At 46.6% G+C, this 6,000-nt stretch carries 6 protein-coding genes; all 6 read right to left on the bottom strand.

What is annotated here, in order from left to right; translation table 11 throughout:
* Window positions 1-661: 661 nt before the first annotated feature.
* A complete protein-coding gene (locus Q1A69_RS10050) occupies window positions 662-832 on the bottom strand; it encodes a hypothetical protein (protein ID WP_299584799.1) in 171 nt (56 codons plus the stop codon).
* 359 nt (window positions 833-1,191) lie between these two features.
* Window positions 1,192-1,620 carry a hypothetical protein gene (locus tag Q1A69_RS10045; RefSeq protein WP_299584798.1) on the bottom strand — a complete coding sequence of 143 codons (429 nt, stop codon included), beginning with the start codon at window positions 1,618-1,620 and terminating at the stop codon, window positions 1,192-1,194.
* Window positions 1,621-1,980: 360 nt separating this feature from the next.
* Complete coding sequence (locus Q1A69_RS10040) at window positions 1,981-2,349, bottom strand: hypothetical protein (protein ID WP_299584796.1); 369 nt, start codon at window positions 2,347-2,349, stop codon at window positions 1,981-1,983.
* A gap of 76 nt (window positions 2,350-2,425) precedes the next feature.
* Window positions 2,426-2,767, bottom strand: a complete 342-nt coding sequence (locus Q1A69_RS10035; protein ID WP_299584794.1) for a cupin domain-containing protein — start codon at window positions 2,765-2,767, stop codon at window positions 2,426-2,428.
* Complete coding sequence (locus Q1A69_RS10030; protein WP_299584792.1) at window positions 2,767-4,182, bottom strand: RDD family protein; 1,416 nt, start codon at window positions 4,180-4,182, stop codon at window positions 2,767-2,769. Before Q1A69_RS10030 ends, Q1A69_RS10035 begins: the two co-directional genes overlap by 1 nt.
* Window positions 4,182-5,873 carry a molecular chaperone HscC gene (locus tag Q1A69_RS10025; RefSeq protein ID WP_299584790.1) on the bottom strand — a complete coding sequence of 564 codons (1,692 nt, stop codon included), beginning with the start codon at window positions 5,871-5,873 and terminating at the stop codon, window positions 4,182-4,184. The genes Q1A69_RS10030 and Q1A69_RS10025 overlap by 1 nt, the downstream gene beginning before the upstream one ends.
* Between the last annotated feature and the right edge of the window lie 127 nt (window positions 5,874-6,000).

The following is a 6,000-nucleotide window of genomic DNA, read 5'->3' as shown; positions in this document are numbered from 1 at the left end:
GGAAGCGGGTAATTTTCTTGCATCAATAATATCCATTTGGATATTATATAGAACTATAGGATCGCCGGGTTAATAACCTGCCTCGCAAAGGCAGCACCTGAAAAAAATCATTGCAAAACTCAAAAGGAAAAATTTTCACCACCCTACATTAAACATATCCTCACCAATTTGCAATTATTATAGGGCTCCAAACTCTCACCACATGGCTAATGGCCTTGAGGGCAACAACAAAGAACCTCATCCTTTTATTACAAAAAAATAAGTAGAACACTAACCTTGAGGCAAGGATAAAAGAAGACGGGATCAAACAAAAGCATTTAACATTACTTAACTTCAAGTGAGAGCTATTTCTGACACACCTAAAAAATTGTTCTTAATTTCTAAGTGGTCACTGAGCAGCTTGCCTTATGATCATGGATCTCCACCCAATTTCAAACTACCCTATAAGAAATCACCACTTCGAATGGTAAATATACTTACATAACTACCAACCCCAAAAATACAAAACCACCCACTGCCAGAAACACTAAAAAATAATGCCTCCCCCTTTAAAACCTTACTCGACCACCCTCTCAAAGATATGCAACGTCCCCGAGTAATCATAGACTAGCAAATAAGGACCTCTATAAATAATAGGAGGTGAAGGTGGAAAGCTGACAACTTATTCTTTGTGCACCCAATCAAATTTGTGGGTGGTGGTATTAAAGGCCCCAACTACCCCTTCTTTCCGATCTGTCGTTACAATATGCCCACCGGCCATCGCATAATTACTTCTTAGAGACTCAATACCCACCTCTTTAAAATAAGCATCACCTTGATATTTATCCTTCAAGTCTCCACTGAGCACATCATAGACAGCGTAATTAATTATAAACTTATGAAGAAGACCTTTCTTTTTATCAATAGATAGCCCCCTACCTAGGGTAAGGAGTCCCAAGCCTGGAAAAAATCATGCAAAATCACGCAAAATCACGCCTTCATCCAGCTCTGAATACAGAAAATAGGCGCCATTCTTTTTGATTACATCTATTCTTCTATCTGCGACCTTTAGGTTGCCCATCAAAAAAAGGAGGATAAATTTTCACTGGCTATATTCCCCAAAAAAATTCACTTAACCTCAAACACCAAGCTGTATGGCCACGCTTACCAGTCTGGTATCACAGTAGAATCGACAAAACCACTCACCCCATATCATTTTACTTGCAAATATTTACTGCCAATATATCGCCCACCAATAATACAGGGAATATATATTATTAATGCATAAACAATGGCCCACCCGGAAGAATTCATAAAAGCAATAAAAGTAATCAGAAAATAGGGGGGCGCCGCAACAGCCAATACAATTTTGGCATTCATTGAGGCAGTATCCTCACTTGTACGCGCCGCCATAGCACCACCCAACAACAATGTCAGGGGTAGTGAGATAATACTTACCAGCAAGTACAGGGAATGGAAAGGAATAGCAGATAATAGATACAACCAAGAAGCCAAACCGGCAGTAACGGTAAAGAATGCTATACCACATGCCGCCGGGCTTTGCGGTATATTCTTACTGGCTGCTGCACGATAAAGTGCAATCAATATAGCAACAGCCCCAACTATTAACAAAACATTCATATTAAATCTCAACTCTGTTATCTACAGCCGCACAAAAAAAGCCTAGAAAAGAAAATTCACCAAAAAATACATATCAAAAAAATAACAACCCACTACAAAAAGTGAACTCTCCCAGCCTTACAACTAATTTTCAGGAAAAATAATCAAATATCTTACCTATAAGTTCTAGGTCCTGATAACCTTCAGAATCAATCTCTCTGTTTAGCACCCTTTTTATATAATCCGTATCGCCAAGCAACCCACGTACAACACAATAATGTACGCATCGCATTCCTCGCGTTACTTCAGGAACACTTAGGTATAATTTTTCCTTAGTATCTAAGCAATACTGCTCATCTATATACTCCTTGCCAAACTGAATTATGCCACCCAAATTATAAAAAACTTGTTCCACTGCCTCTTGCTGACTGCCAAAATCTTTAACATAGACGGTAAATTCCAGAGGATACCCCAACTCTTTCCTATGAATCTTTTTGGAAAAGTAGCAATTTTACCAACTGGAAGACCTGACAAATCAGATACTATAACTTCGACCTCCTTAATATAAACACCTACCGCAGGCTGTATCATTGCTGCGGCGGGAGAACCATAAAAAAACCAAAAAGGATCAATTATGAGGTCACAAAATTTTACCGGGCGAGATTGATACCGTTTAGATACAAACTTCCAATCTTCAAGTTCTTCCGCCTTCAGCTTGGCAGCCGCAAGAACATCTGCTTTAAATGTCATATAACCTCTAGAAAAGCAAAACTGCCTCAAAATGACAGGCAGCAAATCCAATTTTTATTGCACTAATACATTAACTCTACAACTCCACCCTATCCCCATGGCTAGGCGGTGTTGAGGTAACGGTAAAAATCAAGTCTACATCAGCCTTATTTAACAACTGATGAGGAATTCCTGCGGCTATATGCAAACCCTGGCCAGGAGAGAGTAAATACTCTTCATCACCACATTCAATCGTGGCCGTGCCCTGTAGTACAAAGAAAAACTGTTCAGATTGCCGGTGCAGGTGTCGAACTTCTGAGCAGCCAGTAGGCACTCTCTCCTGAATCACACTGAGAGAATCGGTTCGTACCAAGTGCCATCCATCGCAGCCCTCTCCCCAGGAGTAGTGCTCGACATTCTCTTTTGAGACTACTGGCATCACCCCTCCCCCCGCAATCTACGCAAATACTCCTCGCGGGATTTACGCATGTTGATAACATGGCTTGCGCTGAGGCGGTCGTGTATCAGGTTTCCACCTAAGAAGCAGTTAATCAACCAACCGATCTTTCCCAACGGTAGGGTGAGAGTGAAGCTCAGTAGACGCCAAAGGCCGTGGCCATAGCCTATTCGCTCAAATTTTTTGTTGGTGACCTTATAGCCCATCAGATATTTACCCGGCGTCGCCTGAAAGCGGGAGCTCTCTGCAATCCAGGCCACCAGCAGATAGGCCAGACCGCAGATCCCCAAAGTAATGGTTGTCGCCGCACCTTCTGACATATCGTAAACCTTCATCATCACAATGGAGGCGATAAAGCCAACCGCGACGTACAACAACAATACATCCAGTAAGACCGCAACGCCCCGGGCCAGCAAGTGGCCAAAGTAGTATTGATCATAGGTTTCTTCCGGCTGGGTGATTTTCTGCCGGATCAGCTTGCGCCCACCTCGGAGCCCTTGGGCGGGGTCTACAGTAACTTCTTCGCTTTGCAGCGAATTAAAAATGCAATCACAAAGGGACTCGTCCAAGGCGCCGTATAAATAGGAGGCATTACCATCCCAGTCGAACAAGCTATTGCAGTACTGAAGAATATTGTTAGAAATCTGAGCTTGTTTTTTACCTTTCGAGGTAGTTTCACTAGCCTGAAAATTTATTCTGGCAAAACGTTCGAAGATTGAGAGGCCCAGATTCCAATTATATTCCTCATCGAGCATATAGGGTGTATCGGTGAGAAAACGCCAATTCTCTTTTACATTGAAATTACTGGGTTCTTGCAGCAGCCTATCCACTTGCTCCAACACCCGATGGTACTCGGCAATTCGCAGTGCTCGCTGTGGGTCTTGTTCAGTGTCATCCTCTTCAATAGGATTTTCTTGCACAATATCTTCATGTGCGTTCTTATCTTTAGAATGTTGCTCTTCAACAGGTTTCTCTGTAGAGGCCTCCCGCTGTCTTTCCCCCTCAGTTTCCTGCCCCTGGTCAAGAGATACTTCTGGTGGGGCCTGCTCAATAGCTTCATGAGTTACTGGGGACTGATCTTGATGATTCAGCTCACTTCTTTGTTGCACCGGCGTCTCTGCCTGCCCCTGTAATTGCGCGGCCTCAGTGGAAAGTGCAGCCTGCTCAGCACTGGCAACTTCCGCAAGCACCTCAGTACTGTGCGGTTCCTCACCTTCCTTTTTTTCTTCTTTAAGCTCCTCGGCGGCTTTCAGCGCCCACTTATAGGCGCTGTGTAATTGCTGAAACTCTTCGGGCTTTTCATCCGGACGGGTTTGCTTCAGTTTTTTTGCGTAGGCGCGCTTGATCGCGCGCGCGTCATTACAGGGCTCTAACTCGAGAATCTCCCAGGGGCTCATTAAATCCAGTCCTCACCGTCGAGCTTATCGAAAATCTCCGTGATTTCGGCGCGCACCTTGCCAATTTCCACCAGGTTTTGCTTATCCAATACCCGGTCAAAACTAGCGAGCAATTTGGAAATATAATCGCGCTGCTCGCCGAGGCCCGCTTCATACAAACGCTCACCGCGGGCGAGTAAAGCTTGGTTTTCTTCGTCTTCACGGGGGTGGAATTTGAGTTTGGCCAGTTTTACCAGTGCCTGGGCTTTGTCCTGCGCACTCAGGGCGCCCGGCGTAAACTCCACCAGTTTGTTAAATGTCTTACCGGTTGAAGCCACGGTGACATCCACTTCCAGCAGACCATTCATATCGTAGCTATAGCGCACTTCCACTACTTCCTCGCCCCTGGGTTTCTTGGGTACCGGTACAGTGAGTTCACCCAGATAAACATTTTTCTTTACCAGGCGATTTTCCCCCTGGTAAATATCGATACAAACTTCGTTCTGATCATCGCGGGCAGTGCAGACGCTGCGCACGATACTCACCGGCACCACGGTGTTGCGCTCAATAATCGGCAGGAAGTAATTGCCCAGCTGCGGGCTGTCTTCATTCACGATGCCGGTGCCCAGGGTGTAGGGGCAAACATCGGTAAGGACAATATCATCCAGCGCAGAATTTTTAGCCTTGAGGCCGGCCTGGATCGCCGCTCCCATGGCCACCACGGTATCCGGGTCCAGATGACAGGAAGGCAGGCGACCAAACATACGTCCCACCATAGAGCGGAATAAAGCTAGGCGGGTTGAGCCGCCCACCAATATCACCTCATCAATTTTACTCGGCGGCAAGTCGGCATCGCGCATAGCGCGCTCAATCGGACGCTTGGCGCGCAGTAACAACGGGGTACTGAGCTTTTCAAACCATTCGGGGGTAACCCGCCACTCCAGCTCACGCCCACCGATTTTTAATGTGAGAAGCTGCTCCGACTGCTGACTGATACGGCGCTTAGCGGTCTCCATCTGCATATACAGATTTTGCAGTTCGTGCGGTTTGAGTGAAGATTTTTTCAGTGCCAACTCTTCCAAGGTGCTGTCAATCATGGCCTCGACAAAATCCTCACCGCCGAGGAAGTTGTCACCCGCACTGGCATGCACCTCCATAATGCCGTCGAAAAATTCCAGGATAGAGACATCAAAAGTGCCGCCGCCCAGGTCGAGCACCAGGAAATTCCCCTCCCGCTTATCGTGCAGGCCGTAGGCAATTGCCGCAGCGGTAGGCTCGTTGATCAGGCGTTCTACCTTGAGGCCTGCCAGCTCTCCAGCCAATTTTGTCGCTTGGCGCTGGTTATCATTAAAATAGGCGGGAACGCTGATTACCGCTTCGGTGACTTCCTCCTTGAGATAAGCCTCGGCATCCTCTTTGAGCGAGCGCAGCACCAGCGCCGAGAGTTCAGGTGCGCTGAATTGCTGGCGACCCAGTTTGATCTTATGGTCTGTGCCCATTAAACGTTTAAAGGCGGCCACCGTGGTGTCGCTGTGGTTAATCAGACGCTCTTTGGCTGTTTTCCCCACTACCAGCTTGCCATCATCGTCCAGGCCAACCACCGAGGGCGTCAGCGCCTCTCCCAGGCGGTTGGGGATCAGCGTTACCCCTTCGTCCGTCATTACCCCACAGGCACTATTGGTGGTGCCCAGATCGATACCAATAATCGCCATAATCCCCTCTACCTATTTTTCTAAGGCTCAACTAACGCTTGTCGTTTCCACCGGGCTTATTGATCAACATTCCCGCGGTGTTCATGGCGCAATATTCTAAGCGCCCCGATACGCCAATAGCCAGTGA

The sequence above is a fragment of the uncultured Microbulbifer sp. genome (genome assembly GCF_947498635.1).
Taxonomy (GTDB): Bacteria; Pseudomonadota; Gammaproteobacteria; order Pseudomonadales; family Cellvibrionaceae; genus Microbulbifer; species Microbulbifer echini.
Note: the sequence above shows the minus strand (reverse complement) of the source record. Positions and strands in the feature narration are given on the sequence as shown.

Bases quoted from the DNA above. Each gene is read 5' to 3' on its own strand.
- Q1A69_RS10045 (WP_299584798.1), bottom strand. From the start codon at position 1,620: ATGAATGTTTTGTTAATAGTTGGGGCTGTTGCTATATTGATTGCACTT.
- Q1A69_RS10040 (WP_299584796.1), bottom strand. From the start codon at position 2,349: ATGACATTTAAAGCAGATGTTCTTGCGGCTGCCAAGCTGAAGGCGGAA.
- Q1A69_RS10035 (WP_299584794.1), bottom strand. From the start codon at position 2,767: ATGCCAGTAGTCTCAAAAGAGAATGTCGAGCACTACTCCTGGGGAGAG.
- Q1A69_RS10030 (WP_299584792.1), bottom strand. From the start codon at position 4,182: ATGAGCCCCTGGGAGATTCTCGAGTTAGAGCCCTGTAATGACGCGCGC.
- Q1A69_RS10025 (WP_299584790.1), bottom strand. From the start codon at position 5,873: ATGGCGATTATTGGTATCGATCTGGGCACCACCAATAGTGCCTGTGGG.